Below are 26,126 nucleotides of genomic sequence, written 5' to 3' on the forward strand. Positions count from 1 at the left end.
CCGCCGACGTGAGGCCGACCACCGGGCCACCGGGGCGGGCGCGCGACGCGACTCCGCTCCTGTTAGCAGGGGGCCCTTCCTATACCGAAAGCGTTAACAAGGTGCCCTTCCTTACAGGCGCACCAGCATCTTGCCGAGGTTGTCGCCGCGCAGCAGGCCGAGGAACGCCTCCGGGGCGGCGGCGATGCCGTCGACGACCGTCTCGTCGTACGAGAGCCTGCCCTCGCGCAGCCAGCCGGCGACCTCCTCGACGAACTGGTCGCGCAGGTGGCCGTGGTCGCCGACGAGGAAGCCGCGCAGGGTGAGCCGCTTGCCGATGAGCAGCGCCAGGTTGCGCGGCGCGGCCGGCGGCTCGGTGGCGTTGTACTGGGCGATCATGCCGCAGACGGCCGCCCGGCCGTGCAGCCGCAGCGCGCCGATCGCGGCCTCCAGGTGCTCGCCGCCGACGTTGTCGAAGTAGACGTCGATCCCGTTCGGGGCGGCGGCCTTCAGCTGGTCGGCCACGGGGCCGTCGTGGTAGTCGAACGCGGCGTCGAAGCCGAGCGCCCGCAGCCGCTCGACCTTGGCCGGCGAGCCGGCGCTGCCGACCACCCGGGCGGCGCCCTTCAGCTTGGCGATCTGGCCGACCATGCTGCCCACCGCGCCGGCCGCGCCGGAGACGAAGACGCTCTCCCCGGGCTGCATGGCGGCCACGTCGAGCAGGCCGGCGTACGCGGTCAGCCCGGTCATGCCGAGCACGCCCAGGTAGGCGCTCACCGGGGCCAGGGACGGGTCGACCTTGCGGGCGCCCTTGGCGTCGAGCAGCGCGTACTCCCGCCAGCCGAGGCCGTGCAGGACGGTGTCGCCGGGGACGATCCCGTTGCCCTCCCCGGCCACCACCTCGCCGACCGCGCCGCCGTCGAGCGGGGCGTCGAGGGCGAACGGCGGCACGTACGACTTGACGTCGTTCATCCGCCCCCGCATGTACGGGTCGACGGACATGAACTGGTTGCGGACCACGAGCTGGCCGGGGCCCGGGGTGGGCACCTCGGTCTCGACGAGCCGGAAGTTGTCGGCGGTCGGCCACCCCTGCGGGCGGGAGGCGAGGTGGATCTCACGGTTGACGGTCACGGTGTGGGTCGTCCTCTCGGAGGCTGGTCGGGGCTGCGCCGGGCGGGTCGGGGCGCGCGGGTGCGCCGACGCCGCGCCACGGCTCAGGCGGCGAGGGCCTCGCGGACGGTGAGGGCGACCTCGACGTTGCCCCGGGTCGCGTTCGAGTAGGGGCAGACCCGGTGGGCCTGCTCGACGAGCTGCTCGGCGCCGGCGCGGTGCACGGCCGGCAGGTCCACCACGAGGGCGACGGTCAGGCCGAAGCCGCCGCTGCCGTCTCCGCCGATGCCCACCTCGGCCTCGACGACCGAGCCGGTCACGTCGGCCTTGGCCCGCCGGGCCACCACGCGCAGCGCGGAGTGGAAGCAGGCGGCGTAGCCGGCGGCGAAGAGCTGCTCCGGGTTCGCCGCGCCGCCCGCGCCGCCCATCTCCTTCGGGATCGCGAGGTCCAGCTCGAAGGTGCCGTCGGAGGTGCGGACGTGGCCGTCGCGGCCGTCGCCGGTGGCGCGGGCGTTGGCGGTGTAGAGGACCTGCATGGCGGTCACTTCTCCTTCTGTCGGTGGATCGTCTCGGTGACCCGGTTGAGGGTGTCGCGCAGCCCGATCAGCTCGGCCTCGGTGAGCCCGGTGGCCAGCGCCACCCGCGGCGGCACCCCGCACATCCGCTCGCGCAGCGCGCGGCCGGCGTCGGTGAGGCGCACCTCGACCCGCCGCTCGTCGGCCGCCGACCGCGACCGGACCAGCACCCCGGCGGCCTCCAGCCGCTTGAGCAGCGGGGAGAGCGTGCCGGAGTCCAGCCGCAGGGCGGCGCCGAGCTCGGAGACGGTGGGCGCATCGTCGCCGCGCCCCCAGAGCACCAGCAGCACCAGGTATTGCGGGTAGGTCAGCCCGAACTCGTCGAGGATCGGCCGGTAGACGTCGGTGAGGGCGCGCGACGCGGCGTAGAGCGCGAAGCACACCTGCCGTCCCAGCACCAGATCGTCGGTCACGGGAAAAACGTAGCGCGCAACTAAGTTGTGCACAATTCAATTGGCCGCACTGTGCCCCGGCTCACCGCCGCCGGCCGGCCCGCCGCCGCCGGCCCGGCACCCGGGCGGCGGGGCGCGCCGGGTCAGCGGTCGCCGAGGTACGCCTCCAGCTCCACCTCGACCAGGTGCTCGGGGTCGAGCAGGGCGGCCACCACGACCAGGGTCGCCACCGGCCGGACCGCCCCGAACACCGCGTTGTGAGCCAGGCCCACCTCGTCGGCGTACGCGCGGTCCGTCACGTACATGCGGGTGCGCACCACGTCGCCGGGCCCCGCGCCGACCTCCGCGAGGGCCGCCAGGCCGATCCGCAGCGCCTGCGCGGTCTGCGCGGCGGCGTCCCCCACGTGCGCCACCCGGCCGTCGACCGTCGCCGTGCAGCCAGCCGTGACGGCCCGGTCGCCGGCCCGGACGACCCGGGAGTAGCCGTACCGCGCCTCCCAGGGGCCGCCCGAGCCCAGCCGGGTGACGGTCACGCGGCGAGCACGTCGAGGGCCTGCCGCACGGTGAACGCGCCGGCGTACAGCGCCTTGCCGGCGATCACGCCCTCCACGCCGACCGGCTCAAGGGTGGCCAGGGCGCGCAGGTCGTCCAGCGTCGAGACGCCGCCCGAGGCGATCACCGGGGCGTCGGTGCGGGAGCAGACCTCGCGCAGCAGGTCCAGGTTCGGCCCGCGCATCGTGCCGTCCTTGGTGATGTCGGTCACCACGTAGCGGGAGGCGCCCGCCTTGTCGAGCCGCTCCAGCACCTCGTACAGGTCGCCGCCGTCGCGGGTCCAGCCCCGCGCCGAGAGGGTACGGCCCCGCACGTCCAGGCCGATGGCGACGCGGTCGCCGTACTCGCCGCAGACCCGGTCGCACCACTGCGGGTCCTCCAGCGCGGCGGTGCCGATGTTGACCCGCGCCGCGCCGGTGCCCAGGGCGGCCCGCAGCGACGCGTCGTCGCGGATCCCGCCGGACAGCTCCACCTTCACGTCCAGCCGGCCGACCACGTCGGCCAGCAGCGCGGCGTTGGAGCCCCGGCCGAACGCGGCGTCCAGGTCGACCAGGTGGATCCACTCCGCGCCGTCGCGCTGCCAGGCCAGCGCCGCCTCCAGGGGGTCGCCGTAGGCGGTCTCGCTGCCGGCGGCGCCCTGCACGAGCCGGACGGCCTGGCCGTCGGCGACGTCCACGGCGGGCAACAGGGTGAGGCTCAACGCTCTTCTCCTCGGATCGATAACGTGCGCGTCAGGACCGGCGGCCCAGTGCGATCACCACGGCCGCCGGCAGCACCAGCAGCAACAACACGACAAGCACCACCCGCAGCGCCAGGTCGTCGACGAAACTCCAGATGGCGACCAGCGCCACGCCGGTCAGGCCGACGATCGCCGCCCGCTCGCCCCGCGAGTGCCGGGCCAGCCGGCCGGTGCGGCGACGCGGCCAGCGGGGCGTCAGCCGGCGTACCACGGCGCGGCGGCGCTCCCGGCGCGCCACCCGGCGGCGGCGCGCGGCCCGCTCCCGCTCCAACTGGGCCTCGCGGGCCTCCCGGCGGCGGGCCCGCTCCTTGCTCACGCCGCTCCCCCCGGCCCGACGCCCCGGCCCGGCTCAGCCACCGGCGGGCACGGTGCCGAGCCAGTTGCGCAGCAGCGCCGCGCCGGTGTCGGCCGACTTCTCCGGGTGGAACTGGGCGGCCGAGAGCGCGCCCCGCTCCACCGCCGCCACGAAGTCCGCCTCGTGGTGGGCGGTGGTCACCGCCGCCCCCGACGCCGCCAGCGCGCCCGCGTCCACCACCCCGTAGGAGTGGACGAAGTAGAAGCGGCTGTCGGCGGGCAGGCCCGCGAAGAGCACCGACGACGCCGGGGGCCGCACCGTGTTCCAGCCCATGTGCGGCAGCCGGGCGGCGGGCAGCCGCGTCACCCCGCCCGGCAGCAGCCCGAGCCCCTTGGTGACCACCCCGTGCTCGTCGCCGTGCTCGAAGAGCACCTGCATGCCCACGCAGATGCCCAGCACCGGCCGGCCGGCGGCGACCCGCTCGGCGATGACCGGGCCCGCGCCGAGCGCCTCGATCCCGGCCATGCAGGCGGCGTACGCGCCCACGCCCGGCACCACCAGGCCGTCCGCGTCGGCGGCGGCGGCCAGGTCGGCGGTGACGGTGACGTCGGCGCCGGTGCGCGCCAGGGCACGCTCGGCCGAACGCAGGTTGCCCGAGCCGTAGTCGAGCACCACGACCCGCTTGGTCCGATCGCCCATCAGCCCTCCCCGGGCAGCAGCCAGAGCACCCCGCCGGCCGTGGCCAGCACCGCGAGCAGCGCGGTGACCACCACCGCGCCGCGCGTCGCGCCCTGGCGGTGCAGCGAGACCGCCCCGCCGACCAGCACCCCGGCGAGGATCAACAGCAGGGTCGGCAGCACCCCGCCCACGGCTACAGCGCGCCCTTCGTGCTGGGGATCGCGCCGGCCGACCGGGGGTCGAGCGCGGTGGCCTCGCGCAGGGCGCGGGAGACCGCCTTGAACTGGGCCTCCACCACGTGGTGGGCGTCGGGGTGGCCGCCGGGGCGGGCCGCGCGCAGCACGTCCACGTGCAGGGTGATCCGGGCCGCCTGGCCGAAGGACTCCCAGATGTGCCGGGTCATGCTGGTCGGGTAGACCGGCCCGATGTACGGGGCCAGCGCCGGCTCGTCGTGCACCACGTACGGGCGGCCGGACAGGTCGACGGCGGCCCGGACCAGCACCTCGTCCATGGGGACGGTGGCCGAGCCGTACCGCCGGATGCCGGCCTTGTCGCCCAGCGCCTGGTCGAACGCGGCGCCCAGGGCGAGCGCCGTGTCCTCCATCGTGTGGTGGGCGTCGATCTCCAGGTCGCCGACGGTGCGCACGGTCAGGTCGAAGCCGCCGTGCCGGGCGATCTGGTGCAGCATGTGGTCGTAGAAGCCGACCCCGGTGCCGATCTCGGCCCGGCCGGCGCCGTCGAGGTCGATCTCGACGAGCACCTTGGTCTCCTTGGTGATCCGCTCGACCCGGGCGGTGCGGCTCATCACAAACTCTCCATCGCGGTGAGGAAGGCGTCGGTCTCGGCGGGGGTGCCGGCGGTGACCCGCAGCCAGCCGGGCAGCCCGACGTCGCGCACGAGCACCCCCTGCTCCAGCAGGGCGCGCCAGGCCACCGCCTGGTCGCCGCCCACCTGGAACAGGACGAAGTTGGCGTCGCTGTCGGCGACCCGCAGGCCCCGGGCGCGCAGCTCGGCGACGATCCGGTCCCGCTGCCCCATGATCGCCTCGACCGTGGCCAGCAGGGCGTCGCGGTGCGCCAGGGCCGCGCGGGCGGCGGCCTGGGTGAGCGCCGACAGGTGGTAGGGCAGCCGCACGAGCTGCACCGCCGCCACCACCGCCGGGTCGGCCGCGAGGTAGCCCAGCCGGCCGCCGGCGAAGCCGAACGCCTTGCTCATCGTGCGGGTCACCACCAGCCTCGGGTGGCCGGGCAGCACCGCGAGGGCGCTGACCGTGCCGGGGCGGGCGAACTCGGCGTACGCCTCGTCGACCACCACCATGCCGGGCGCGGCGTCGAGCACGGCGGCGACCACCGCCGGGTCCAGCGCCGTGCCCGTCGGGTTGTTCGGCGAGCAGAGGAACACCACGTCGGGGCGGTGCGCGCGGACCTGGGCCACCGCCTCGTCGGCGGTCAGCCCGAAGTCGGCCCCGCGCTGCGCCGGCACCCACCGGGTGCCGGCGCCGAGCGCCAGCAGCGGGTGCATCGAGTACGCCGGCGTGAAGCCGAGCGCCGTGCGCCCCGGGCCGCCGAACGCCTGCAGGAGCTGCTGCTGGATCTCGTTGGAGCCGTTGGCCGCCCACACCTGCTCGACGGTGAGCCCGTGCCCCAGGTAGGCCGCCAGGTCGGCGCGCAGCGCCACGGCGTCGCGGTCGGGGTAGCGGTTGAGGTCGCGCAGCTCGGCGGCGAGGGCCTTGCCGATCGCGTCGGCCACCGCCTCGGGCACCGGGTAGGAGTTCTCGTTGGTGTTCAGCCGCACCGGCACGTCGAGCTGCGGGGCCCCGTAGGGCGTCAGGCCCCGCAGGTCGTCGCGGATCGGCAGCTCGTCCAGCGTCGTCACCGGGCCTCCCCCGGGAAGCGGACGGCGACCGCCTGGCCGTGGGCCGGCAGGTCCTCGACGCCGGCCAGGGTCACCACGTGCCCGGCCACCTCGCGCAGCGCGTCGCGCGTGTATTCCACCAGGTGGATGCCGCGCAGGAAGGACTGCACGGACAGGCCGGAGGAGTGCCGGGCGCAGCCGCCGGTGGGCAGCACGTGGTTGGAGCCGGCGCAGTAGTCGCCGAGGGACACCGGCGACCACGCGCCGACGAAGATCGCCCCGGCGTTGCGGACCCGCAGCGCCCACTCGCGGGCGTTCTCGGTCTGGATCTCCAGGTGCTCGGCGGCGTACGCGTCGACCACCCGCAGGCCGTCCTCCAGGTCGTCGACCAGCACCACGCCGCTCTGCTCGCCGGTCAGCGCGGTGGTGACCCGGTCGGCGTGCTTGGTCGCCGGCACCTGCCGGGCCAGCTCGGCCTCGACCGCGTCGGCCAGCGCGACCGAGCAGGTGACCAGCACGCTGGCCGCGAGGGGGTCGTGCTCGGCCTGGCTGACCAGGTCGGCGGCGACGTGCGCCGGGTCGGCGGTGTCGTCGGCGAGGATCGCGATCTCGGTGGGGCCGGCCTCGGCGTCGATGCCGACCACGCCGCGCAGCAGCCGCTTCGCGGCGGTCACCCAGATGTTGCCCGGGCCGGTGATCATGTCGACCGGGTCGCAGCGCTGCTCGCCGTCGGGGTCGACCGTCGCGCCGTAGGCCAGCATCGCCACCGCCTGCGCGCCGCCGACGGCGTAGACCTCGTCGACGCCGAGCAGCGCGCAGGCCGCGAGGACCCGGGCGTCGGGCAGGCCGCCGTTCTCCTGCTGCGGCGGGCTGGCCACGACCAGCGACCGGACGCCGGCCGCCTGCGCGGGGACCACGTTCATCACCACGGTCGACGGGTACATCGCCAGGCCGCCGGGGACGTAGAGGCCGACCCGGTCGACCGGCACCCAGCGCTCGGTGACGGTGCCGCCGGACGCCACCCGGGTGGTGTGGTCGACGCGGCGCTGGTCGGCGTGGACCCGGCGGGCCCGGCTGATCGACTCCAGCAGGGCCGCGCGGACCTGCGGGTCGAGCGTCCCCTCGGCCTCGGCGATCGCCTCGGCCGGCACCCGCAGCCGCTCCGGCGAGACCCCGTCGAAGCGCTCGCTGGCCTCGCGGATCGCCGGGTACCCATGCTCGCGGACCGCCTCCACGAGGGGGCGGATCCGCTCGACCGCCACGGAGACGTCGAGCTGGGCACGGGGCAGCAGGCGGCGGGGGTCACGGACGCCGCCGCGCAGGTCGATCCGATTCAACACGCCTGCGAGTCTAGGCGGCCGGGCCGGCGGCGGCCCGCGCCGCCCGCACGGCGGGACGGTGAGCGGAGCCACGCCGGCCACCGGGCGGGCGGGGGAACGCCCCGGGGGCGGCCCCGCCGGGGGCCGGCGGGTCCTCCGGGGCGGGACGGGCCCCGCCGGGACGGCGCGGGCGGGCTAGGCTCGATCCCGTGACTGCACGGTTGCCGATCTTCCCCCTCGGGACGGTGCTCTTCCCCGGCCTGGTGCTGCCGCTGCACATCTTCGAGGAGCGCTACCGGGCCCTGGTGCGCCACCTCACGGGCCTGCCCGAGGGCGTCCCCCGCGAGTTCGGCGTGGTGGCCATCCGGGCCGGCTGGGAGGTGGCCCCCGGCACGCCGGGGCGGCCCGTCCCCGGGGTCGGCGGGGTCACGCTGCACGAGGTCGGCTGCACCGCCGAGCTGCGGCAGGTGACCGAGCTGGCCGACGGCGGGTTCGACATCGTCACCGTGGGGCGGCGGCGGTTCCGCGTCGCGCGGCTCGACGAGACCGCCGAGCCCTACCTGACGGCCGAGGTGCAGTGGCTGCCCGAGCCGGGCGGCCCCGACGAGGCCGCCGACCTGCTCGCGGCCCGGGTGATCTCGGTCTTCCGGCAGTATCTCGGGCTGATCCGCCCCGACCCGGAGGACATCTCCGAGCAGCTTCCGGAGGACCCGACGGTGCTGTCCCACCTGGTCGCCGCGACCGCCATGCTGACCGTCGACGACCGGCAGCGGCTGCTCGCGGTCGACGGCACCGCCGCCCGGCTCCGCGCCGAGCTGCGGCTGCTCAATCGCGAGGCGACCCTGCTGCGCCAGGTGCGGGCGGTTCCGGTGCCGCTGTCGGAGCTGGCGAGTCCGCCGGCCCCGAACTGACCTGCGGCCCGGTGGCGGGCGGGGCGGCGTAGACCCAGGACAGGTCGGGCTCGGGCTCCGGGCGCAGCGACGGCCAGCGGGACCAGCCGGCCAGCAGGGTGTACGTCACGGCCACGCCGAACGCCGGCAGCAGCAGGTTGCCGTACGGCAGGGGCAGCACGTCGAACAGCCGGTGCAGGCCGCCGGCGCGCAGGTCGGCGGGCTTGGTGAACGCCTGCCCGTCCGGCGCGGACGCCAGCAGCCGCTCGTACGCCGACAGGCCCACCCGCCGGCCGACCTGCCAGGCCACCAGCGCCGCGCCGAGGCCGCCGGCCGCCCCGGCGAGCAGCCCGACGGGGCCGCGCCGCCGACGCAACAGCACCCACAGGGCCAGCGCGGCGAGCACGCCGAAGCCGAGCCCGAGCAGGCTGAACCAGCCGTCGGCGGCGATCGGCTGCTCCGGCTGCGGCTGGGCGTAGACGGCGCCCTCGGCGGTCTTGACCACCGGGGTGTCGGGGGCGACGGCCGCCCAGAGCAGCCCCAGCGGGACGCCCAGCGCGGTCACCAGGGCCGCCACGCCCAGCGCCACCCCGGCCACCCGGCCCGGCCGGCGCTCGGGCGGGGTCGGATCGGCCGGGACCGGCCCGGCCGGCGGCGCGCCGAACGGGTGCTGGGGCGGCCGGGCGAACGGACCGCCGGGCGGCTGGTGGACCGGCTCGGCCGGGGGCCCGTCACCCGGCCCGGCGGCCGGGTCGGGGACCGGGTCGACGGGCGGCTCGTCACCCGGCCCGGCGGCCGGGTCGGGACGGGACTCGGGGCGGTCGGCGTCGGAGGTGTCCGGGCTCACCCGATGATCCTTACAGACCGGGGGCGTCCCCGGGGGCGTCGGTGCCGCCGCAGCCGGCTCGGCCGCCGCAGCGGCCCGTGATCGCGGCCGGCTCAGCGGGCGAAGGGCTCCAGCATGACCGACGCCGCGCGCAGCCACGCCTGCCGGGTCTCCGGCTGGAGCTGGTGGTATTCGATCGAGGAACCGGTCTCCAGCGCCGGGTCGTACGGCACCACGGTCACCGCCCGGGTGCGGGTGGCGAAGTGCCGCTCCAGGTCGGTCTGCAACGGCGAGCGGCCCGGCGTCGGGCAGGAGATCAGGGTGACGGCGTTGTCGGCCAGCTCGCCCATGCCGACCTCGTGCAGCAGGTCGAGCATCCAGTCGGCGCTGAACGCGGCGTCCTCCCGGGGCACGGTGGTCACCACGAGCTGGTCGGCGGCCTGCATCACCGTGCGCCAGTTGGGGCTCTCCACGTTGTTGCCGGTGTCCACGCAGACCACGTCGTGGGTGCGCCGCAGCAGCTCCAGCACCCGCTTGACGGTGAACTGGTCGAGCCGCTGGGCGAACCGCGGGCTCTCCTCCCCGGCCAGCACGTCGTACGAGCCGTCGGCGGCGTGCCGCAGGTAGTCGTCGAGGCTGCCCAGCAGGGTGGAGCCCTCCAGGATCTCGATCTGGGCGAGGTCGTGGATCAGGTGCCGGATCGTCCGGGCGTGCCGGGCGCTGCCGGCCCGCAGCCCGAGGGTGCCGCGCAGCTCGTTGTCGTCCCAGGCGAGCACGCCCCGGCCGCGTACGCTGCCGACGGTGGCGGCGGCCAGCACGGTGGCGGTGGTCTTGTGCACCCCGCCCTTGGGGTTGGCGAAGGCGAGCACCCGGGGTGTGCCCAGGTCGCGGCGGAGCACATTGGCGGCGCGTTCCAGCTCGCTCTCGGCGCTCTGCGCCCGCCACTCGATGCGGGCCGGGTAGCCCCGCTCGACCACCGCGGGCGGCCCGGGCGGCGGCTGGTAGACCGGCTCGGCGACGGGCGGGTAGGCCACCTCGGCCCGGTAGACCGGGTCGGCCGGGGGCGGCTGGTAGGCCGGCTCGGGGCGGTAGCCGCCGCTGTCCAGCAGCGAGTAGCGCGACTCGACGGGCGGGGGCTCGGGGCGGTAGCCGCCGCCGTCGAGCAGTGAGTAGCGGGACTGGGCGGGCGGCGGCGGGTCGGCGCGGCGCACCGGCTCCGGGTCGGGGCGACCAGGGCCGGACCGCCACGACGGCTCGGCCGGATAGCCCGGCTCGGGCTGGTAGCCGGAAGGCTCGGGCTGGTAGCCCAGCGGGGCGGCCGGGTAGCCCGCGTGGTCCGGCTGGTAGCCCGAGGGCTCCGGTTGGTAGCCCGGCGGCTCCGGTTGGTAGCCCGGCGGCTCCGGCTGGTACGCCGGGTCGATCCGGTGGGCCGGGTCCACCCGGTAGCTCGCCCCCGCCCGGTAGCCGCCGCGCGCCGGCTCGGCCGGATAGCCGGGCTCCGCGGCGTACGGCTGCTCGCCCGGCGGGCCGATCGCCGCCGCCCGCCCGGCGTAGCCGTTGCCGGACCCGCGCCGGGGCAGCGGCTCGGGCGTCGCGCGGGGCGTGTCCTCGGCGTGGCGGTCGGCCTCGGCCTGCTCCGCGGTGCGACCGCCGAGCCGGGCCCGGTCGAGCAGCGCCCGCCACCGCGGTGCTGGTTCGGCCGGGCGACCCCAGCTGGTCTCCGTGCCGTCCAAGGCTCGCCCTCCCAGCGCCATCGATCTCCGCCTGACAGGCTACGAACGAAACCCTATTCGGACCACACCGGTCCGCGCACATCCTGATTCGGCTTTGTCACTTCTGCCCCGCCGTTCGGCCGCTCCCGGACGCGTCCGGGGAGGTCGCGACGCCGGACGGGGCCGCAGCCGATCCGACCCGGCTGACGTTCGGTGAGGGCTCCGTCGCCGCCCGTGCCGCTTCCGACGTTTCGCCCACCACCGGCGTCGGGCCGGCGTCGGCCGGCGGGCGGGCCACGTCGCGCTGCTCGGGCAGCGGCGGCGTCACCACCGTGCGGTCGAGCCGGCGCAGCTCCGGGGCCGGGTCGACGGCGCGCACCCCGGGCCGGGCGGCCAGGGCCCGCAGCGCGTCCGGCGCGGCCCGCACGACGGCGGCGTAGGCGCAGCGGCACCCCGACCGGTACGCCGCCGCCTCGCCCGCCGCGACCAGCGCCCCGGTCTCGTACGCCCGGCGCAGCTCGGCGTCGTCGGCGGCGGCGGCCCGGGCCCGCTGGTCGGCGGCCTCGCGGTCCTTGCGCCCCGCCACCGCGGCCATCCCCGCCACCACGTCCTGCGGGAGCCGCTGGGCCGGCAGCCGGACGATCTCGGTCTGCCGGCCGGGCAGCGGCGCCCGCGCCACCACCTCGGCCACCGCGGCCCCGGCGAGGACGTCGGCCAGCCGGTCCGGCGCGAGATAGTCCGCGAACGACACCAGCGCGTACGTGCCGGGCGGCGGCCCGCCGGACGGCAGGGCCGCGAGCTCGGCGGCGGCGGCCCGCAGGTACTCCGGAATCGACGCGCCGGGCAGCACACCGACCCGGGTCACCTCGCCCACCGTGCGGTCGCCTGCCGGCCGGTCGTGGCGGCCCGCCCAGCCGGCCGCCACCAGCACCGTCGCCACCGACAGCAGCGCGGCGACGGTGAGCGCGCGGGGCCGACGCCGGGCCGGCGCGGGGCGGTCCGGCCGTCCGGGGGCTCGGCTGGTCACCGGGTCAGTCGCGGAGGACCCGCAGCGCCCGGTCCAGGTCGTCGGGATAGTCGCTCACGAAGGTCACCTCGTCGCCGGTGCGGGGGTGCAGGAAGCTCAGCGACCGGGCGTGCAGCCACTGCCGGGCCAGCCCGAGCCGGGCCGACAGGGTCGGGTCCGCGCCGTAGGTGACGTCGCCCACGCAGGGGTGGCGCAGCGAGGAGAAGTGCACCCGGATCTGGTGGGTGCGGCCGGTCTCCAGCCGGACGTCGAGCAGGCTCGCCGCCGGGAACGCCTCCAGCGTGTCGTAGTGGGTGATGCTCGGCTTGCCGCCGGAGACCACCGCCCACCGGTAGTCGTGGTGCGGGTGCCGGTCGATCGGGGCGTCGATGGTGCCGCGCGACGGGTCGGGGTGCCCCTGCACCACGGCGTGGTAGCGCTTCTCCACCTCGCGGTGCTTGAACGCCCGCTTGAGCGCCGTGTACGCCTGCTCGCTCTTGGCGACCACCATGATCCCGGTGGTGCCCACGTCGAGCCGGTGCACCACGCCCTGCCGCTCGGCCGCGCCGCTGGTGGAGATGCGGTGCCCGATCCCGGCCAGCCCGCCGATCACGGTCGGCCCGGTCCAGCCGGGGCTGGGATGGGCGGCGACGCCGACCGGCTTGTCCACCACCACGATGTCGTCGTCGGCGTACACGACCCGCAGGCCCGGCACCGCCTGCGGCACCACGGTCGGCGGGGCGGCCGGGGCGGGCAGCGTCACCTCCAGCCAGGAGCCGGCCTTGACCTTGTGCGAGTTGGGCCGGGCGACGCCGTCGACAAGCGCGTCCCCGGCGTCGACCAGGTTCGCGGCGGCGGTGCGGGAGAGCCCGAACAGCCGGGCCACGGCCTGGTCGAGCCGCATCCCGTCCAGGCCGTCGGGGACCGGCAGGGAACGGTGGTCGCCGCCGGCGGCGAACGCGGCCGTCACGCCCGCTCCCGCTGCTCGACGGGGGCGTCGGCGGCGGGCTTGTCCCGGCCGAGCCGGGACCCGTCGCGCTGGCGGCCGGTCAGCTCCAGGAACACGGCGAGCACCACGCCGCAGACCAGCGCGCTGTCGGCCAGGTTGAACACCGGCCACACCTGCCCGTACGGGTCGAAGAGGCTGATCATGTCGACCACGTGCCCGACGAAGTGGCCGGGCGCGCGGAAGATCCGGTCGGCCAGGTTGCCCAGCGCGCCGCCCAGCACCAGGCCGAGCGAGACCGCCCACGGCACCGAACGCAGCCGCAGCGCCATCCAGCCGATCCAACCGATCACGGCGATGGTGATCAGCGGGAAGACCCAGGTGTGGTCGCTGCCGATGCTCCACGCCGCCCCGCTGTTGCGGGTGAGGCTGAGGTAGACCGCGCCACCGAGCAGCTTCACCGGCTCCCGGTCGCTGAGCGCCTGCAACGCGAGGTGCTTGGTGAGCAGGTCGGCCAGGAAGGCGAACAGGCCGACGCCGGCGAGGATCACGATCGCCCGGCGTCGGGCCCTGCCCCCGCCCGGCTCGGCGGTGCCGGTCTCGGTTCCAGCGGGCGGTGTAGCCGTCATCTGCTCCCCATCGACGCTCCCGGCGGTGATCGCTCACCGCCCTGACCGGCCGGGGAGCGAGGTCAGCGCCGCTCCTCCAGCTGCTTGCACTTCACGCAGAGGGTCGCCGACGGGAAGGCGGCGAGCCGCTCCACCGGGATCGGGTCGCCACACTTCTCGCACCAGCCGTAGCCGCCCTCGTCGAGCCGCTCCAGGGCCCGCTCGACCTGCGTGATCCGTTCCCGGATGCTGTTGGCGAGTGAGATCTCCTGCTCCCGCTCGAACGTCTTGGTGCCGGTGTCGGCCTGGTCGTCCCCGGCCGAGTCGGTCAGCCGGTCGCGCTGCAGCTCGGTGATCTCGCTCAGCGTCTGATCGTACTCGGCGCTCAGCTCGTCGCGGCGGGCCGCCAGCGCCGCCCGGATCTTCTCGGTCTCCGCGGCGCTGCGGGTGGTCCTGGCCACCGGCTTGCGCCCGGCGGTCCTGGTGTCGGCTGGCTTCACCATCGTCACTCCCTCGCGCCACGGGACCGCGGCGTGCCGCGGCCTCTGGACAGGGGTCACCGGCCTGGCGCCCCCAGGTAACAAAACGGGCGCGCGGCGAGGACCGCCGCGCACTCCGGAGGTTGGCAAGAATACGGAACGTACAGGCGTCCGACAACGTGCCGCACCGCCGCACCGCTAATCCGCCTCGAAAAGCCCTCAAATGGGCAAAACGAACGCTAGCAGATCAGTCGTCGCGGTCGTCGCCGTACTCGCCAAACCACCGCGCCAGGCGGCCCCGGCGGCTGACCGCCCGCAGCCGCCGCTCGGCCGCGTCCCGCACCCCGGCGGTGGCCACGATCAGCAGGCTGTCGCCCGCCTTCAGCCGGGTGTCCGGGCCGGGCACGAAGCCCACCCCGTCGCGCAGCACCAGGGTCACCGACGCGCCCACCGGCAGCCGCAGCTCGTCCACGTGCACCCCGCCCAGCCGCGAGCCCGGCGGCACCTCCAGTTGGAGCAGGTCGGCCCGCATCCGTTCCAGCGGCGCGGTCTCCACCCGGATCTCCGCCGGCTCGGCCGGAGCGGTCACCCGCAGCCGGCGCGCGGCCGGGGCGAGCGTGCCCGCCTGGAGCACCGTGAAGATCACCACCAGCACGAAGACCGCATCGAAGAGCCGCTCCGCCCCCGGCACCCGCTCCGACAGCGGGATGGTCGCCAGCACGATCGGCACCGCCCCGCGCAGCCCCGCCCAGGACAGGAACGCCTGCTCGCGCGGGCCGATGCGGAACGGGGTGGCCGACACCGCCACCGACAGCGGCCGGGCCAGCAGCAGCAGCGCCAGCCCGGCGACGACCGCCGGCAGCACCGCCGCCTCCAGCCGGCCCGGCGAGACCAGCAGCCCGAGCAGCACGAACAGGCCGATCTGGGCCAGCCAGGCCAGCCCGTCGGCGAAGCCGAGGATCGCCTGCCGGTGCGGCAGCCGGGCGTTGCCCAGCAGCACCCCCGCCACGTACACGGCGAGGAAGCCCGACGCGTGCAGCACCGCCCCGGCGGCGTACGCGAGCACGGTGAAGCCGACCACCGCGATCGGGTACAGCCCCGCCGAGGGCAACGCCGCCCGGCGCAGCGCCGCCCGGCCGGCCAGCCCCGCGCCCACCCCGACGGCCGCGCCCGCGCTCAGCTCGTAGCCGAGCAGCAGCACCTCGTACCACCAGGGGTGGCCGGCCTCGGTGGCCGCACGGGACAGCAGCACCACCAGCAGCACCACCGGGGCGTCGTTCATGCCCGACTCCGCCTCCAGCGTGGCGACCAGCCGGGGCGGCAGGCGCAGCCGGCGCAGGGTGGCGAAGACGGCGGCGGCGTCGGTGGACGAGAGCACCGCGCCATAGAGCATCGCCAGCCGCCAGTCCAGCCCGAGCAGCAGGTGCACCGCCAGGCCGACCACCAGGATGCTCACCAGCACGCCGACGGTGGACAGCGCCGAGGCGAGGCCGAGCACCGGGCGCAGGGTGCTCCACCGGGCGGTCAGCCCGCCCTCGGCGATGATCACGATCAGGGCGCAGAAGCCGAGGGTGCGGGTCAGGTCGACGTCGTCGAAGCGGATGCCCAGCCCGGACTCGCCGATGGCCACCCCGAGCGCCAGGTAGACCAGGAGGCTGGGCACGCCGAGGCGGGTGGAGAAGCGGACCGCGCCGACCGCCACCAGCAACACCCCGGCGCCGAGCAGCAGTGCGAGATCGAACCCGGGGGTCATGCCGCCCCGGTGCGGCCAGCCGTCACCGGCCGGCCCCGTCACGCAGTCGGCGCAGCGTCTCCGCCAACCCCGGCGTCGGGCGTTCCACCGCGAAGAGCTTGTCGCGGCTCGCCGCCCCCGCCCGCAGCGCGACGGCCGCCGGCCGGACGCCGAGCGCGTCGGCGAGGGCCCGGCGGGCCGCCTCGGTGGCCCGGCCGTCCACCGGCGGGGCGTTCACGGCGATCACCAGCGCCGGCCCGTGCGGGCCGTCGTGCCGGCCGCCGACGCGGGCGCGGGCGGCACCCGGCTTGACCCGTACGGCGACGGTGAGCGTGTCGTCCATCGGGCGGTCAGAGCGGCTGGGCGTCGGCGAGGAGGACGTCGTCCGGCGCGCAGCGGGCGCACGGGGTGAAGCCCAGCCGCACCGCCTCGCCCACCGGCAGCGGCTCCGCCTCGCGGCCGTAGAGGTGGAGACAGTCGGACAGGTGGTAGCGGGGCCGGCCGTCCACCACCTGGACCTCCGCGTCGAGCGCGGCGACCAGCGCCGCGTCGGCCGGGGACACCCGCAGCGCGGGCGGCTCGTCCGGGAGCGAGAGGGTCTCGCCCGCCGCGTCGGCGGGCAGGTCCGCGTCGGCGGCCGGCGACCCGGGCGGTTGCCGCCACCCGGGGTCGTCGGCGTCGAGCGTGGACGAAACGCGCTGGGCCGGAATGTCCGGACCGGCCGGGGGCTCGGCCGCGTCCCACGGGGCGCGGCCCGCCGGGGGCCGGCGCTCCCCGGACGGGTCGGGGTCGACCCGCGCGGCTGCCGCCCGGGTGGCGGCCGCCTGGCGGGCACCCACCACCAACGCGACGGCGGCCAGCAGGCTGGCCGCGATGGACGCGGCCAGCAGCCCGCTGGAGCCACCGGTGAGGCCGACCACCAGGAGCACGACCGCGACGAGGATGAGCAACAGGCTTGCGACTAGCACGGCTCACCCCCGCCGCATCGGATTCAGGTGGCACGGTCGGCAGCCGTCCCCACGACGGCCGCCACACCGAAGATCAGCGGCCGGACTCCAGCGCGCCGGAGCGCCCGCCGCCGTACGAGCCGGCGAGGCCGGCGGCCGCGAGGCCGTTGCTGCCCCCGACGGCCCGGCCGCCCTCGGCCCGGGTCATCTCGGCCTCCAGGCCCTGGCCACGGCCGTCGAGGTCGCGCAGCTGGCTCTCCAGGTAGGCCTTGAGCCGGGTGCGGTACTCCCGCTCGAACTGCTTGAGCTCCTCGATGTGCTTCTGCAGCGCGGTGCGCTTGGCGTCCAGGCCGCCCATGGCCTCCTGGTGCCGCTGGCGGGCGTCGCGCTCCAGGGCGTCGGCCTTGGCGCGCGCCTCGCGGGTGACCTCCTCGGCCTTGGAACGGGCCTCGGAGAGCAGTTGGTCGGCCTCGCGACGGGCGTCGGAGACGTGGTCGTCGGCGGTGCGCTGGGCCATCATCAGCACCCGCAGCGCCTGCTGCTCGCCGTCGCCGGCCACGGCCGGGCCGCCCTGGGCGCGGACCTGCTCCAGCTCGGCCTGCATCGCCCGGGCAGCCTGCTCGGCGGCCACCTTGTCGCGCTGCACCCGGTCGAGCTGGGCCTTGACGTCGTTGAGCTCCGCGGCGAGCCGGGCGTCGCCGCCTGGACCGGCGGGGGCACCGCCGCGACCGCCGCGCTCCACCTGGGCGCGCAGCTCGTTGTTCTCCTCGATCAGACGGGCGAGCTCGCGCTCGACCTCGTCCAGGAAGGCGTCGACCTCCTCCTCGTCGTACCCCCGCTTGCCGATCGGCGGCTTTTTGAAGGCGACGTTGTGAACGTCGGCCGGGGTCAGCGGCATCGAAACTCCTCGGGTCAGTTGCGGCCGCGTAGCGGGCTGGACCTGCGGGTCTGCATCACCCGAGGATCAGCCGCTTCAACACGAACTCCATCAGCACGAACAGGATAACCAGGAGCACAAGGGAGGCCAGGTCGATGCTCACGGTACCAATTCGCAGCGGAGGGATCACACGCCTCAACGCCTTGAGAGGCGGATCAGTGACGCTCCACACGGATTCCAGCCCCACCGTCGCTCCCCGGCCGGGCTGCCAGCGACGCCCGTAGGCGAGGACCGCGCTGAGGACAAACCGGGCCAGAAGAACGATCAGGAAGACATACAGGATCAGGTACAGCACTTGCAGCAGGATCGACAACACAGCAGGCGACGTCCCTCGGTCGGGCGGGGCTAACTCAGGCTGAAGAACCCGCCCTCAGCGATCTTGGCCTTGTCCTCCGCGGTGACCTGGACGTTGGCCGGTGAGAGCAGGAACACCCGGTTGGTCACGCGCTCGATCGTACCGCGCAGCCCGAAGGCCAGCCCGGCGGCGAAGTCGACCAACCGGCGGGCATCGGCCTCGTCCATCTCGGTGAGGTTGATGATCACCGGGACGCCGTCGCGGAAGTGCTCCCCGATCGTGCGGGCCTCCCGGTAGGTGGTGGGGTGCAGCGTGGTGATCTGGTAACGCTGCTCCTCCTCCACCGGGGCCACCCGCTCGCGCGGCTGGGCCTGCGGGGCCAGGGCGAGGTTGTCGCGGGTGTGGTAGGTCAGCGCGCCGGAGCCCTCCCCGCCGGAGCTGCGGGTGATCGACCGGACGCTGGACCGGTCGGGGCGCTCGACCCGCTCGGCGCGCTCCGGCCGGTCGGAATCCGCCCGGTCCCGGTCGGACTCCAGCGAACGGGTGGCGGAACGCTCGGTCAGCCGCCCCCGCTCGCCGGCCCGGGGCCGCGGCGCCGGCGGCTCGTCGGCATCGTCATCGTCGTCGTCGGCGAACTCCTCGGCGTACCGGCCCTGCCGGTAGCGCGACGACTCGCGGTAGCCACCCTTGTCGTAGCCACCGTCGTCGTACGCCCGCTCGTCGTCCTCCTCGACCAGACCGAGCCAGACCCCCGCCTTGCGCAGTGCACCCATCCCGCGCCCTTCCGTCCGCCGTGCGGCACGCGCCCCCGTGCCGTGTCGCTTCTCGCGAGTGGACAACCTGCCCACCGGACCGGAACAGCAATCCCCCGGCCCACGATTCGCGGTCGCGGGCCGCGCCCCCTGACGACGGGACGCCGCTCCTGAAACAACACTGATGTAATTTGCTTCTCTCGCGGGTCAGGCTACCGCAGCGTGGAACGCATTCCGAGCAACGCGCTGCCGACGCGGACATGTGTCGCGCCGTGTCGGATTGCCGCCTCCAGGTCCCCGCTCATCCCGGCAGAGAGCACGACCGCCCCCGGATGGGCCGCGCGGAACGCCTGCGCCACCTCCGCGAGCCGGGCGAACGCCCGCTGCGGCTCCCAGCCCAGCGGCGCCACCGCCATCAGCCCGGCCAGCCGCAGCCCCGCCGCGCCGGCCACCGCCTCGGCCACCGGGCCGAGCCCGACGTCCGCGTCGGCCGAGCCCGGCAGCGCCCCGCCCCGGGCCGGGTCGGCGTCGATGCTGACCTGCACCAGCACGTCGACGGGCCGGTCCCGGCCCGCCAGGGCCGCGGCGTCGAGCGCCCGGGCCAGCCGGACGCTGTCGACCGACTGGACGACGTCGGCGTAGCGGACCACCGACCGGCACTTGTTGCGCTGCAGCTGCCCGATGAAGTGCCAGCGGGGCGTCGCCCCCGCGGCGGCCACCTCGGCGGCCTTGCCGGCGGCCTCCTGGTCCCGGTTCTCCCCCATGTCGACCACGCCGAGCCCGGCCAGGGCCAGCACGTCGGAGGCCGGGTAGGTCTTGGTCACCGCGACCATGGTGACCTCGGCGCGGTCCCGCCCCGCCGCCGCGCAGGCGTCGGCGATGCGGGACCGGACCCGGGCCAGCCCGGCTGCCAGCTCGGCCCGGCGGTCGGGGCGCCCCGGGCCCGGGCGCACCGTCGGGTTCACGTCGGTCATCTCCGGCCGTCAGGATCCGTTCTTGAGGAAGTCCGGCACGTCCACGTCGTCGAAGAGCACCCGCCGCGGCGACTGGGACGGCGCCGGCATCGTGGCCGGGGGCGGCGTCGGCGTGGTCGGCTGGGCCGGCTGGTTCTGGTTGCTCTTGCGGCTCGGCTCCGGCTTGTAGGCCGGCGTCCCGCCGTCGAACCCGGCGGCGATCACGGTGACCCGCACCTCGTCGCCGAGGGCGTCGTCGATGACCGCGCCGAAGATGATGTTGGCGTCCGGGTGGGCCGCGTCGGTGACCAGCTGCGCCGCGTCGTTGATCTCGAAAAGGCCGAGGTCGGAGCCGCCGGCGATGGAGAGCAGCACCCCGCGTGCGCCGTCCATGCTCTGCTCCAGCAGCGGGCTGGAGATGGCCGCCTCCGCCGCCTCGACCGCGCGGTTCTCGCCCCGGGCGCTGCCGATGCCCATCAGCGCGCTGCCCGCGCCGCTCATCACGCTCTTGACGTCGGCGAAGTCCAGGTTGATCAGACCCGGGGTGGTGATCAGGTCGGTGATGCCCTGGACACCGGAGAGGAGCACCTGGTCGGCCGTGCGGAACGCGTCCATCATGCTGATGTTGCGGTCACCGAGCGCCAGCAGCCGGTCGTTGGGGATGACGATCAGCGTGTCGCACTGGTTGCGCAGCTCGTCTATCCCCGCCTCGGCCTGCACCTGACGGCGCTTGCCCTCGAACGAGAACGGCCGGGTGACCACGCCGATGGTCAGCGCGCCGAGCTTGCGGGCGATGTTCGCCACCACCGGCGCGCCGCCGGTGCCGGTGCCGCCGCCCTCGCCGCAGGTCACGAAGACCATGTCGGCGCCCTTGAGCACCTCCTCGATCTCGTCGCGGTGGTCCTCCGCGGCGTTCTTGCCGACGTCGGGGTTGGCGCCCGCGCCGAGCCCTCGGGTCAGCTCGCGCCCCACGTCCAGCTTGACGTCGGCGTCGCTCATCAGCAGCGCCTGCGCGTCGGTGTTGATCGCGATGAACTCGACGCCCTTGAGCCCAACCTCGATCATCCGGTTGACGGCGTTGACGCCGCCGCCCCCGATGCCGACGACCTTGATGACCGCCAGGTAGTTGTGCGGAGGTGTCATCTCCGGTCCTTTCCCTTCGAGATTGGCATGGGCCGACCCCACACGGCTTGGCCAGACCAGCGCCGACACGGCCGGGCCCCCAACGAGGGCGAGAGGTGAACCCTCACCCTCTACTAGAGGCTTACTGTTATGTCAACTACTGATCCTCTTCGGGGCAACGTAAGCGGCCCCACGCCCGGAGCCAAGGACCCGCCCGGCGTGTCGCCGCCGGAGAGGGCCATGCCTCATCTTTCGGCCCGCGCCGCCGGCCGGCCCGCCTCGCGGGCGGCCACCACGGGCGGGCCGCTGACCCGCCGGTCACCTGAAGGTGACCACGTCCGGCGCGCTCACGTCGATCGTGTCGGCCTTCCGACCGAGCAGGGCCGTGGCGACCCGGGCCTTGTCCGCCCCCCGGGTGGTGTCCCCCCAGACGACGGTCCGGTCGCCGCGCAGCCGCAGGCTGATCCGGGCCAGCCCTTCGACGCCGACCTCCACGAGCTGCCCGCGCAGCTCCGGGGTCAGCGCGCCCAGCACCTCCAGCCCGGCCAGGGTGCCCGGATCCGCCGGCCCCGGCCGGCCGACCCGCACCACCGGCAGGCCGTCCGGCTGCCGGGACACCGACTGGAACACCACCCCGGACCCGTCGACCACGGCGAACCGCCCGTCCTGCGGCACCACCGCCACCGGCGTGCGCTCCACCACCCGCACCACCAGCGCGCCCGGCCAGTCCCGGGTGACCGTCGCCCGCTCCACCGGGGGGAGGGCGCCGATCCGCCGGGCGACGGCGGCCAGGTCGACCCGCGCCAGCGGCTGGTCGTCCGGCACCGCGGCGGCCTCGCGGACCTCCACCGCGGAGACCAGCTCCGCGCCCTCCACCCGCACCTCGCGCACCCCGAGCAGCCCGGTGCCGAGCACCGTCCAGGCCACCAGGGCGGCCAGGGCCAGCACCCCGGCGGTCACCGCCCAGGGCAGCGCCGCGCGCATCCGGCGCTGCCGCGCCCGGGCCATGAACCGCCGGGTCGACGGCGGCACCGCGTCCGAGCCGGCCCGCACCAACTGCCAGCGCCGCACCGGCCCCCGCCGGCCGCCGCCCGGGTCCACCCCGGCCGTGCGGCCGCGCGCCGGACCGGGGCTCATCCGGCGGTGGCCGCCGAGCCGCCCGCACCGCCGGCGGCGTCACCGGCGCGGACCGACAGGGCCGCCAGCAGCTCGTCGCCCATCAGCGAGATCGGTGGGGCGCCCATCGTCACCACCACGTCGCCCGGACGCGCCCGGCGGGCCACCTCGGCCGGCACGTCGTCCCACGCCTCGACGAACACCTTCCGGTCCTCCGGCAGCGCCACCGCCGCGAGCAGCGCCACCGCGCCCTCCCCCGGCTGGCGCAGCTCGCCGGGGCCGAAGACCTCCAGCAGCACCAGCTCGTCGGCGATGGCCAGGGCGGCGGCGATCTCCGCCTGCAGGTCCCTGGTCCGGTAGAGCCGGTAGGGCTGGAACACCACGATCAGCCGGCCCTCGCCGGCCACCTCGCGCAGCGTCCGCATCGCCAGCGTCATCGAGGTCGGGTGGTAGGCGTACTCGTCGTAGACCAGCACCCCGTCGGCGACGCCCTTGCGCTCGAAGCGCCGCCGCACCCCGGGAAACGCCGCGAGCGCGGCCTCCGCCGCCTCGACGGGCAACCCCAGCAGGTACGCGGTGAGCACCGCCGACGCGCTGTTGAGCCCCATGTGCCGCCCCGGCACCGGCAGCCGGAACTCGCCCAGCGAGCGCCCGTCGACCTCGGCGAGGTAGCGCACCCCCTGCGCGGAGGAGACGACCTCGCTCAGCCGCAGGTCGGCGTCGGCCGCCTCGCCGTACGTGTGCACCCGGCGGCCCTCGGCCCGCAGGGTCTGCGCCAGCCGCCGCCCGCCCGGGTCGTCGGCGCAGGTGACGATGAACCCGTCGGGGTCGGTGAGCCGGGCGAACTCGGCGAACGCCGCCTCCAGCGTGGCCAGGTCCCCGTACGTGTTGAGGTGGTCGGCCTCGATGTTGGTGATCACCGAGACGTACGGGCGGTAGATGAGGAACGAGCGGTCGCTCTCGTCCGCCTCGACCACGAAGTGCTCGCCCGTGCCGTGGTGCGCCCCGGAGCCGACCTCGGAGATCTCCCCACCGATCACGAAGGACGGATCGGCGCCGGCCTGCTGGAGCACCATCGTCACCATCGAGGTGGTGGTGGTCTTGCCGTGGGTGCCGGCGATCGCCACCGTGCGCCGGCCCGTCATCGCCGCCGCGAGCGCCTCGGAGCGGTGCAGCACCCGCAGCCCGCGCCGCCGCGCCTCCGCCATCTCCACGTGGTCCTGCGGGATCGCCGAGGAGTAGACGACCGTGTCGACGCCGTCGAGGTTGGACGGCTCGTGGGTCATGTGGATGGTCCCGCCCAGCGCCCGCATCCCGGCCAGCGACGGCCACTCGCGCAGCTCGCTGCCGGAGACCGGCAGGCCCCGGGTGAGGAACAGCCGGGCCAGCCCGCTCATGCCGACGCCGCCGACCCCGATCAGGTGGATCCGGCCCAGGTCCTCGGCGGTCAGCGTGCCGGCCGGGGTGAACTGCGCGGTGTTCATGACGGGAACCTTCCGGTCGCGACGGCCGCGCCCCTCATCGGGCCACCGCCTCGTAGACGAAGTTCAGCAGCGCCTCGTCGCCGTCGCGCCGCCCGTACGCCGCCGCGGCGGCGCCCATCGCGGCGAGCCGGTGCGGGTCGCGGATCAGCGGGATGATCGTGCGCTCCACCCAGTCCGGGGTCAGCTCGGCGTCGTCCACGAGCAGCCCGCCGCCGGCCTCCACCACGGGCAGCGCGTTGCGCTTCTGCTCCTGGTTGCTGTGCGGGTACGGCACGTAGACGGTGGGCAGCCCGATCGCGGCGACCTCGGCGCAGGTCATCGCCCCGCCCCGGCCGAGCATCAGGTCGGCGGCGGCGTAGCCGATCTCCATCTGGGACAGGTACGGCAGCGTCACGTACGGCACCGGCAGGTCGCTGGGGATCGGCACCGGCTCGTTGCGGGCCCCCATCACGTGCAGCACCTGCACGCCGTGCCGGGCCAGCTCCTTGGCCGCGCCCGCGACGGCGAGGTTGATCGACCGGGCGCCCTGCGAGCCGCCGGCGACGAAGAGGACCGGCAGGTCCGGCCGGAGTCCGAAGTGGGCGCGGGCGGCGGCGGCGTTGGCGGCCCGGTCCAGCCCGGCGATGCCCCGGCGCAGCGGCACCCCGACCACCCGGGCGTCGCGCAGCGCCTCGGCCTGCGCCGGCTGGTGCGGGAAGCCCACCGCGACGTTGCTCGTGAACTTCATGCCGAGCCGGTTGGCCACCCCCGGCGGCACGTTCACCTCGTGGATGACGATCGGCAGCTCGCGCCGCCAGGCGGCCAGGTAGCCGGGCACCGAGACGTACCCGCCGAAGCCGACGACCACGTCGGCGGCGACCTCGTCGATCACCTTGCCCGCCGCGCGGGCCGCCTTCCACATCCGGTCGGGGGTGCGGACCAGGCTCATGTTCACCGACCGGGGGAGCTGGTACGCCGGGATCTGCCGCAGGTCGTAACCGGCCGGCGGGATCAGCTCGTTCTCCAGGCCCTTGGGTGTGCCGAGGCAGGTGATCCGGACGCCCGGGTCGTGTCGGCGCAGGCAGTCGGCGAAGGCGAGCAGCGGGTAGATGTGCCCACCCGTGCCCCCTCCGCAGAGCACCACCGAACGCAGCGGACCCATCAGCGTCTCCTCTCGCTCGCCGTCCCGCCCCGGGCCCGGTCCGGCCGGGCGCCACGGGATGCGGCCTGGTCGTCCTCGCGCCGCGCCCGCGACCGGGGCACGGACCCACGGTCCGCCGGTGGCGGCGCCGGACGACGGCGCCGGCCGGGAAGCGGCGGCAACGGGGCCCAGAGTAGTCGGACCCACCGGGCGGGCGGACGGGCATGCAGGGCTCGGGCCGCGTCGGGTTCGCAGCGGGCGAACGAGGCGAGCATGCCCACCGCCGCCAGGGTCACCACCAGGGCGCTTCCGCCGTCGGAGATGAACGGCAGCGGCACGCCGGTCATCGGCGTCAGGCCGATGACCCCGCCGATGTTGATGATCGCCTGGCCGACCAGCCAGGTGGTGGCCCCGGCGGCGGCGAGGCGGCGGAACGGGTCCTCCACCCGCCGGGCGATGCGCAGCCCGGTGTAGCCGAGCACCGCGAACAGGGTGATCAGCACCACGCAGCCGACCACGCCCAGTTCCTCGGCGAGCACGGCGAAGATGAAGTCGTTGTGCGCCTCGGGCAGCCAGCCGAACTTGAAGCTGCTCTTGCCCAGCCCGACGCCGAACCAGCCCCCGTGCTCGATGGCGTTGCGGCCCTGGACGAGCTGGTAGCACCAGTTCTCGAAGCAGTCCTTGGGCTCGGGCGGGTTGAAGAAGATGGTGAGCCGGGCCAGCCGGTAGTTCTCCTCCCCCTTCTCCCCCGAGCCCGCGCCCAGCGAGGCGGCGGCGACCAGCAGCCCGATGCCGACCAGCCCGATCACCGACAGCACGGCGAAGACCTTGGTGCGCACCCCGGCCGCCCAGAGCAGGCCGACGACGAGGGCCAGCAGGCAGAGCATCGTGCCGACGTCGTTGTAGCCGACCAGCACGAACAGCAGCGCGACCACGGGGAACAGCGGGGTGGCCAGCTCCTTCCACCAGCCGAGCCGGGCGCCCTTGCGGGCCAGCACGTCGGCCCCCCACAGCACCAGCGCGAACTTCGCCAGCTCGGAGGGCTGGAGCTGGACGCCGCCGACGAACAGCCACAGCAGGTTGGCCTCCAGCGGCCCCACCCGCTTGACCCCGAAGAACGAGTTGAGCGCGAGCAGCAGGTTGAGCACCAGCAGCAGCACCACGGCGACGCCGAGCGCCGTGCCGGCCACCGACCGGTAGGTGCTCGCCGGCAGCCGCTGGCACACCCAGAACGCCACCACCCCGATCACCGCGAAGATCGCCTGCTGGGTGGCGTCGGCGAAGGCGTTGCCCTCCTCGGCGTAGTTCTTCACGCTGGTGGCCGAGAAGACCATGGTCAGGCCGATGACCAGCAGCAGGCCGGCGCTGGAGATCAGCAGGTAGTACGAGGCCAGGGGCCGGGCGAGCAGGCCGCGCAGCGCGGCCAGCCCGCCGGCGGCGTCCAGGCCGAAACCCGGCGCGGCGGCCGGGGGGTCGGCCCCCCGGCCGCCCCCCGGGCCGCGTCGGCCGGACGTGTCGGTCGTTGTCGCGCTGGCGCCTCGGTCCTCCCCCACCCGCCCATCATCGCGAATGCGAGCGGCCCGTTCCGGCCGAACGCCGTGGTCGGCGTGTCGCCGGGCGAAAGGAAGGGCCCCCTGTTAACGCATTCTGCATAGCAGGGGCCCCTTCTTAACGCCTAGCGCTTGACGCCCGGCGCGCCGGGCGCCTG

General features: G+C 75.5%; 30 protein-coding genes. 1 reads left to right on the forward strand and 29 read right to left on the reverse strand.

Annotated elements, in window-relative coordinates; translation table 11 throughout:
* Positions 1–111: 111 nt before the first annotated feature.
* The 11 genes from ACFYWL_RS17480 to hisD form a co-directional block, all read right to left on the reverse strand.
* Positions 112–1,110, reverse strand: coding sequence for an NADP-dependent oxidoreductase (locus ACFYWL_RS17480; protein WP_386973609.1), 999 nt, complete (start codon positions 1,108–1,110; stop codon positions 112–114).
* Between the two features lie 83 nt (positions 1,111–1,193).
* Entirely contained in the window at positions 1,194–1,625 is a 432-nt protein-coding gene (locus tag ACFYWL_RS17485) for an organic hydroperoxide resistance protein (RefSeq protein WP_386973791.1), read from the reverse strand.
* A 5-nt stretch (positions 1,626–1,630) separates the two neighbouring features.
* Positions 1,631–2,077, reverse strand: a complete 447-nt coding sequence (locus ACFYWL_RS17490) for a MarR family winged helix-turn-helix transcriptional regulator (protein WP_386973611.1) — start codon at positions 2,075–2,077, stop codon at positions 1,631–1,633.
* Between the two features lie 122 nt (positions 2,078–2,199).
* Positions 2,200–2,589, reverse strand: a complete 390-nt coding sequence (locus ACFYWL_RS17495) for a RidA family protein (RefSeq protein WP_386973613.1) — start codon at positions 2,587–2,589, stop codon at positions 2,200–2,202.
* Positions 2,586–3,308 carry a bifunctional 1-(5-phosphoribosyl)-5-((5-phosphoribosylamino)methylideneamino)imidazole-4-carboxamide isomerase/phosphoribosylanthranilate isomerase PriA gene (gene priA / locus ACFYWL_RS17500; RefSeq protein WP_386973615.1) on the reverse strand — a complete coding sequence of 241 codons (723 nt, stop codon included), beginning with the start codon at positions 3,306–3,308 and terminating at the stop codon, positions 2,586–2,588. The genes ACFYWL_RS17495 and priA overlap by 4 nt, the downstream gene beginning before the upstream one ends.
* A 31-nt stretch (positions 3,309–3,339) precedes the next feature.
* Positions 3,340–3,663 carry a hypothetical protein gene (locus tag ACFYWL_RS17505; RefSeq protein ID WP_386973618.1) on the reverse strand — a complete coding sequence of 108 codons (324 nt, stop codon included), beginning with the start codon at positions 3,661–3,663 and terminating at the stop codon, positions 3,340–3,342.
* Between the two features lie 33 nt (positions 3,664–3,696).
* Positions 3,697–4,341, reverse strand: coding sequence for an imidazole glycerol phosphate synthase subunit HisH (gene hisH, locus ACFYWL_RS17510; RefSeq protein WP_386973620.1), 645 nt, complete (start codon positions 4,339–4,341; stop codon positions 3,697–3,699).
* Positions 4,341–4,511 (reverse strand): hypothetical protein, encoded by a 171-nt coding sequence (locus ACFYWL_RS17515; RefSeq protein ID WP_386973623.1) that lies wholly within the window; start codon positions 4,509–4,511, stop codon positions 4,341–4,343. Before ACFYWL_RS17515 ends, hisH begins: the two co-directional genes overlap by 1 nt.
* Before the next feature lie 2 nt (positions 4,512–4,513).
* Positions 4,514–5,125 (reverse strand): imidazoleglycerol-phosphate dehydratase HisB, encoded by a 612-nt coding sequence (gene hisB / locus ACFYWL_RS17520; RefSeq protein ID WP_074474440.1) that lies wholly within the window; start codon positions 5,123–5,125, stop codon positions 4,514–4,516.
* The gene (locus tag ACFYWL_RS17525) at positions 5,125–6,195 is read right to left on the reverse strand and encodes a histidinol-phosphate transaminase (RefSeq protein ID WP_386973626.1); all 1,071 of its coding nucleotides are present in this window, start codon (positions 6,193–6,195) and stop codon (positions 5,125–5,127) included. Before ACFYWL_RS17525 ends, hisB begins: the two co-directional genes overlap by 1 nt.
* Complete coding sequence (gene hisD, locus ACFYWL_RS17530) at positions 6,192–7,514, reverse strand: histidinol dehydrogenase (protein WP_386973629.1); 1,323 nt, start codon at positions 7,512–7,514, stop codon at positions 6,192–6,194. The genes ACFYWL_RS17525 and hisD overlap by 4 nt, the downstream gene beginning before the upstream one ends.
* 188 nt (positions 7,515–7,702) lie before the next feature.
* Between hisD and ACFYWL_RS17535 the strand changes: the two genes are divergently transcribed.
* Positions 7,703–8,404 carry an LON peptidase substrate-binding domain-containing protein gene (locus tag ACFYWL_RS17535; protein ID WP_386973632.1) on the forward strand — a complete coding sequence of 234 codons (702 nt, stop codon included), beginning with the start codon at positions 7,703–7,705 and terminating at the stop codon, positions 8,402–8,404.
* Here the strand turns inward: ACFYWL_RS17535 and ACFYWL_RS17540 are convergent.
* The 18 genes from ACFYWL_RS17540 to ACFYWL_RS17625 all read right to left on the reverse strand — a co-directional run bounded on the left by ACFYWL_RS17540 (position 8,319) and on the right by ACFYWL_RS17625 (position 25,845).
* A complete protein-coding gene (locus ACFYWL_RS17540; RefSeq protein ID WP_386973634.1) occupies positions 8,319–9,230 on the reverse strand; it encodes a DUF2567 domain-containing protein in 912 nt (303 codons plus the stop codon). The two genes, ACFYWL_RS17535 and ACFYWL_RS17540, sit on opposite strands and share 86 nt — an antisense overlap.
* A gap of 92 nt (positions 9,231–9,322) precedes the next feature.
* Positions 9,323–10,963: an AAA family ATPase gene (locus ACFYWL_RS17545; RefSeq protein WP_386973637.1), complete on the reverse strand. Its 1,641-nt coding sequence runs from the start codon at positions 10,961–10,963 to the stop codon at positions 9,323–9,325.
* A gap of 76 nt (positions 10,964–11,039) precedes the next feature.
* Positions 11,040–11,948: a hypothetical protein gene (locus tag ACFYWL_RS17550; RefSeq protein ID WP_386973639.1), complete on the reverse strand. Its 909-nt coding sequence runs from the start codon at positions 11,946–11,948 to the stop codon at positions 11,040–11,042.
* Between the two features lie 4 nt (positions 11,949–11,952).
* Positions 11,953–12,897 (reverse strand): RluA family pseudouridine synthase, encoded by a 945-nt coding sequence (locus tag ACFYWL_RS17555; protein ID WP_386973641.1) that lies wholly within the window; start codon positions 12,895–12,897, stop codon positions 11,953–11,955.
* The gene (gene lspA / locus ACFYWL_RS17560; RefSeq protein WP_386973643.1) at positions 12,894–13,502 is read right to left on the reverse strand and encodes a signal peptidase II; all 609 of its coding nucleotides are present in this window, start codon (positions 13,500–13,502) and stop codon (positions 12,894–12,896) included. Before lspA ends, ACFYWL_RS17555 begins: the two co-directional genes overlap by 4 nt.
* 62 nt (positions 13,503–13,564) lie before the next feature.
* On the reverse strand, positions 13,565–13,984 hold the full coding sequence (locus tag ACFYWL_RS17565; protein ID WP_043969309.1) for a TraR/DksA family transcriptional regulator: 420 nt from the start codon (positions 13,982–13,984) through the stop codon (positions 13,565–13,567).
* Between the two features lie 223 nt (positions 13,985–14,207).
* Positions 14,208–15,713, reverse strand: a complete 1,506-nt coding sequence (locus ACFYWL_RS17570; RefSeq protein WP_386973647.1) for a potassium/proton antiporter — start codon at positions 15,711–15,713, stop codon at positions 14,208–14,210.
* A gap of 22 nt (positions 15,714–15,735) precedes the next feature.
* On the reverse strand, positions 15,736–16,035 hold the full coding sequence (locus ACFYWL_RS17575; RefSeq protein WP_386973650.1) for a DUF167 domain-containing protein: 300 nt from the start codon (positions 16,033–16,035) through the stop codon (positions 15,736–15,738).
* A gap of 7 nt (positions 16,036–16,042) precedes the next feature.
* On the reverse strand, positions 16,043–16,660 hold the full coding sequence (locus ACFYWL_RS17580; RefSeq protein ID WP_386973653.1) for a hypothetical protein: 618 nt from the start codon (positions 16,658–16,660) through the stop codon (positions 16,043–16,045).
* Between the two features lie 73 nt (positions 16,661–16,733).
* The gene (locus ACFYWL_RS17585; RefSeq protein ID WP_043967314.1) at positions 16,734–17,537 is read right to left on the reverse strand and encodes a DivIVA domain-containing protein; all 804 of its coding nucleotides are present in this window, start codon (positions 17,535–17,537) and stop codon (positions 16,734–16,736) included.
* A 55-nt stretch (positions 17,538–17,592) separates the two neighbouring features.
* Positions 17,593–17,892, reverse strand: a complete 300-nt coding sequence (locus ACFYWL_RS17590) for a YggT family protein (protein WP_377586481.1) — start codon at positions 17,890–17,892, stop codon at positions 17,593–17,595.
* Positions 17,893–17,921: 29 nt separating this feature from the next.
* Positions 17,922–18,644, reverse strand: coding sequence for a cell division protein SepF (locus ACFYWL_RS17595; protein ID WP_386973656.1), 723 nt, complete (start codon positions 18,642–18,644; stop codon positions 17,922–17,924).
* Between the two features lie 191 nt (positions 18,645–18,835).
* The gene (locus ACFYWL_RS17600; protein WP_386973658.1) at positions 18,836–19,597 is read right to left on the reverse strand and encodes a YggS family pyridoxal phosphate-dependent enzyme; all 762 of its coding nucleotides are present in this window, start codon (positions 19,595–19,597) and stop codon (positions 18,836–18,838) included.
* 9 nt (positions 19,598–19,606) lie between these two features.
* Positions 19,607–20,719 carry a cell division protein FtsZ gene (gene ftsZ / locus ACFYWL_RS17605; protein WP_043967306.1) on the reverse strand — a complete coding sequence of 371 codons (1,113 nt, stop codon included), beginning with the start codon at positions 20,717–20,719 and terminating at the stop codon, positions 19,607–19,609.
* Positions 20,720–21,016: 297 nt separating this feature from the next.
* Positions 21,017–21,799, reverse strand: a complete 783-nt coding sequence (locus tag ACFYWL_RS17610) for a cell division protein FtsQ/DivIB (protein ID WP_386973793.1) — start codon at positions 21,797–21,799, stop codon at positions 21,017–21,019.
* A gap of 32 nt (positions 21,800–21,831) precedes the next feature.
* The gene (murC, locus tag ACFYWL_RS17615) at positions 21,832–23,298 is read right to left on the reverse strand and encodes a UDP-N-acetylmuramate--L-alanine ligase (protein WP_386973660.1); all 1,467 of its coding nucleotides are present in this window, start codon (positions 23,296–23,298) and stop codon (positions 21,832–21,834) included.
* Positions 23,299–23,332: 34 nt separating this feature from the next.
* On the reverse strand, positions 23,333–24,439 hold the full coding sequence (murG, locus tag ACFYWL_RS17620; protein WP_386973663.1) for an undecaprenyldiphospho-muramoylpentapeptide beta-N-acetylglucosaminyltransferase: 1,107 nt from the start codon (positions 24,437–24,439) through the stop codon (positions 23,333–23,335).
* The gene (locus tag ACFYWL_RS17625; protein WP_386973796.1) at positions 24,439–25,845 is read right to left on the reverse strand and encodes an FtsW/RodA/SpoVE family cell cycle protein; all 1,407 of its coding nucleotides are present in this window, start codon (positions 25,843–25,845) and stop codon (positions 24,439–24,441) included. The genes murG and ACFYWL_RS17625 overlap by 1 nt, the downstream gene beginning before the upstream one ends.
* Positions 25,846–26,126 lie beyond the last annotated feature (281 nt).

The sequence above is a fragment of the Micromonospora sp. NPDC002575 genome (assembly GCF_042889525.1).
Taxonomy (GTDB): Bacteria; Actinomycetota; Actinomycetes; order Mycobacteriales; family Micromonosporaceae; genus Micromonospora; species Micromonospora carbonacea.

Coding starts and splice junctions, on each gene's coding strand:
- hisB (WP_074474440.1), bottom strand. CDS start 5,125: ATGAGCCGCACCGCCCGGGTCGAGCGGATCACCAAGGAGACCAAGGTG.
- ACFYWL_RS17575 (WP_386973650.1), bottom strand. CDS start 16,035: ATGGACGACACGCTCACCGTCGCCGTACGGGTCAAGCCGGGTGCCGCC.
- hisH (WP_386973620.1), bottom strand. CDS start 4,341: ATGGGCGATCGGACCAAGCGGGTCGTGGTGCTCGACTACGGCTCGGGC.
- ACFYWL_RS17565 (WP_043969309.1), bottom strand. CDS start 13,984: ATGGTGAAGCCAGCCGACACCAGGACCGCCGGGCGCAAGCCGGTGGCC.
- murG (WP_386973663.1), bottom strand. CDS start 24,439: ATGGGTCCGCTGCGTTCGGTGGTGCTCTGCGGAGGGGGCACGGGTGGG.
- ftsZ (WP_043967306.1), bottom strand. CDS start 20,719: ATGACACCTCCGCACAACTACCTGGCGGTCATCAAGGTCGTCGGCATC.
- ACFYWL_RS17545 (WP_386973637.1), bottom strand. CDS start 10,963: ATGGCGCTGGGAGGGCGAGCCTTGGACGGCACGGAGACCAGCTGGGGT.
- lspA (WP_386973643.1), bottom strand. CDS start 13,502: ATGACGGCTACACCGCCCGCTGGAACCGAGACCGGCACCGCCGAGCCG.
- ACFYWL_RS17585 (WP_043967314.1), bottom strand. CDS start 17,537: ATGCCGCTGACCCCGGCCGACGTTCACAACGTCGCCTTCAAAAAGCCG.
- murC (WP_386973660.1), bottom strand. CDS start 23,298: ATGAACACCGCGCAGTTCACCCCGGCCGGCACGCTGACCGCCGAGGAC.
- ACFYWL_RS17595 (WP_386973656.1), bottom strand. CDS start 18,644: ATGGGTGCACTGCGCAAGGCGGGGGTCTGGCTCGGTCTGGTCGAGGAG.
- ACFYWL_RS17485 (WP_386973791.1), bottom strand. CDS start 1,625: ATGCAGGTCCTCTACACCGCCAACGCCCGCGCCACCGGCGACGGCCGC.
- ACFYWL_RS17570 (WP_386973647.1), bottom strand. CDS start 15,713: ATGACCCCCGGGTTCGATCTCGCACTGCTGCTCGGCGCCGGGGTGTTG.
- ACFYWL_RS17600 (WP_386973658.1), bottom strand. CDS start 19,597: ATGACCGACGTGAACCCGACGGTGCGCCCGGGCCCGGGGCGCCCCGAC.